We start from the raw sequence: 2,231 nt of genomic DNA on the forward strand, positions 1-2,231 counted from the left end.
AGGCAGCCCGGTCGGGTGTCACCGGAGCCGTGACCTCGACCAGCGACCGGACCGCCTGGCCCGGCTCCACGACCTCCCCAGCACGGCCCTGATCCACGGTCCACACCGCGGCCCCGGCCGGGGCCAGGTGCTCATGCTCGGTATCGGTGACCACCAGCACGGCCCTGCTGTCGGTGACCATGAACCCGACCCGCTCGACCGGGTACGCCGGATCCACCGGCACGCACACCCCACCCGCGGCCGGTACCGCCACCAACGCCGCCACCAGGTCCAGGGTGCGGGGCAGCATCACCACCACCCGGGACTCGGCAGTCACCCCCCGGGCCCGCAACCCCGCCACCAGGCCCGCCACCCGCACCGCCAACGCGGCGTAGGAGACATCCACCCCGCCGGCGGTGACCGCCAACGCGTCCGGGGTGCGCTCGGCCTGCCGGGCGAACCCCGCCCCGATCGAGGCCTCGGGCACCGTGACCGGGTCGGTCCGGTTGAACCCGACCAGCACCCGTTCCCGTTCGGCCCCGACCACCAGGTCCAGCTCGCCAAGACGACGGTCAGGAGTGGTCACGACCTGCCGGGCCAGCACGATCCAGTGCTCGACCATCCGCTGGATGGTCTCGGGGTCGAACAGGTCGGTGTTGAACTCCACCGCGCCGGAGAGGCCGCCTTCCGCCTCCGCGAACTCGAAGGTGAGTTCCATCGGCGAGACGTCCCGAGGGAGGTCCCGTTCCCGGAACTCCACGCCGCCGGAGCTGACCAGGGCGTCCCGCTGGTTCGCGTTCTGCAGGACGAGCATGGCCTGCACGAGGGGAGTGCGGCTCTGGTCCCGGTCGGGTGCGAGTTCCTCGACCAGGCGCTCGAAAGGAACACGGCGGTGGTCGAATGCGTCGAGAACGGTTTTCCGGACCTCGTCCAGGAATTGCGTGAAGGACCGGGTGTCCCTGATTCGCGACCGCAGGACGAGCGTGTTGACGAAAAACCCGACGAGTTCGGTGACGTCCTTGTCACGACCCGAGTCGACGGTCCCGAGAGCGACGTCGTTCTGGCCCGCGTACCTCGCGAGGAGAAGCTGGGTCACTGCGGTGAGGGTCATGAAGAGGTTCGCGCCAACCGGCTCACCGACCCGGGCGAGTTCCGCCGTGAGCTCGGGCGGGACTTCGAACACGTGGGCGGAGCCATTGGTGGTCCGGTCGGCGGGACGCGGCCGGTCCGTGGGCAGTTCGAGCGGGACGCAGCCGTCCAACTGCCCTCGCCAGTAGTCGAGGTGCTTCTGGATGGCCGGTGACGTCAACTGCTGGCGTTGCCAGGCGGCGTAGTCGGCGTACTGCACCGGCAACTCCGGCAGCTCCACCTCCTCACCCCGCACCGCCGCCCCGTAGCACGCCCCCAACTCCCGCACCAACACCCCACTGGACCACCCGTCGGTCACGATGTGGTGCATCACCACCGCCACCACATGCGACTCCGGCGACTCCCGCACCACCACCACCCGCACCAACGGCCCCTGCCGCAGATCGAAGGGCCGCCGCATCTCCGCCCGCAACACCCCGTCCACCGCCGGGCCCACGTCCTCAGCCCGGTCGCTGAGGTCCACCACCGCCACCGGAACCTCCACCGGCGGCCCCACCCGCTGCACACCCTCACCCTCGACGGTGTCGAACGTGGTCCGCAGCACCTCGTGCCGGGCCACCACCGCCGTCACCGCCACCCGCAACGCCGCCAGGTCCAACGCACCACGGACCCGCAACGCCAACCCGGAGTTGTACTCCACCCCACCAGGCGAGTACTGGTCGAGGAACCACAACCGCTGCTGCGCGAAGGACAACGGCAACCGGCCGTCCCTGGGCACCCGGGGAATCCGGTTGCGGGAGGCACCCCGCCCGGCCAACCGGCCGCGCAGTCGTTCCCGGACGTGCTCCGGCAGGGAACGAATGCGGTCCTCGCGTGACGACGGCGTGTCCATGCGGTCCCCCCAGTAATCACAGCCTGCTACCGCGGGGCGCGTGTGTTTCCGCGCCCCGCGGTTGTCCTGGCAACTGCCGATTCGAGCCTACGCACAGCCAAACATTGGTTCGACTACGGCGAAGCCGTGTTCGACGTGGGCCAAAACAGACCTGAGGGGGTGGGTCGCCGCTTCTATTCCGGGGAATTCACCAGCTCCACCAGGGTCGTCAGCTCACCGACCAGCCGCGCGGCGAGTCGCTGGATGGTGTCGTGGTCATGCACCCCCGACG

1 protein-coding gene is annotated in these 2,231 nt (G+C 70.1%); it reads right to left on the reverse strand.

What is annotated here, in order from left to right; genetic code table 11:
• Nucleotides 1-1,960: condensation domain-containing protein (locus tag ACTIDRAF_RS26975; RefSeq protein ID WP_157162807.1), on the reverse strand; the 1,960-nt coding region annotated here is incomplete at its 3' end.
• Between the last annotated feature and the right edge of the window lie 271 nt (nt 1,961-2,231).

Origin of the sequence: Actinoalloteichus spitiensis RMV-1378, assembly GCF_000239155.1 — a bacterium.
Classification (GTDB): Bacteria; Actinomycetota; Actinomycetes; order Mycobacteriales; family Pseudonocardiaceae; genus Actinoalloteichus_B; species Actinoalloteichus_B spitiensis.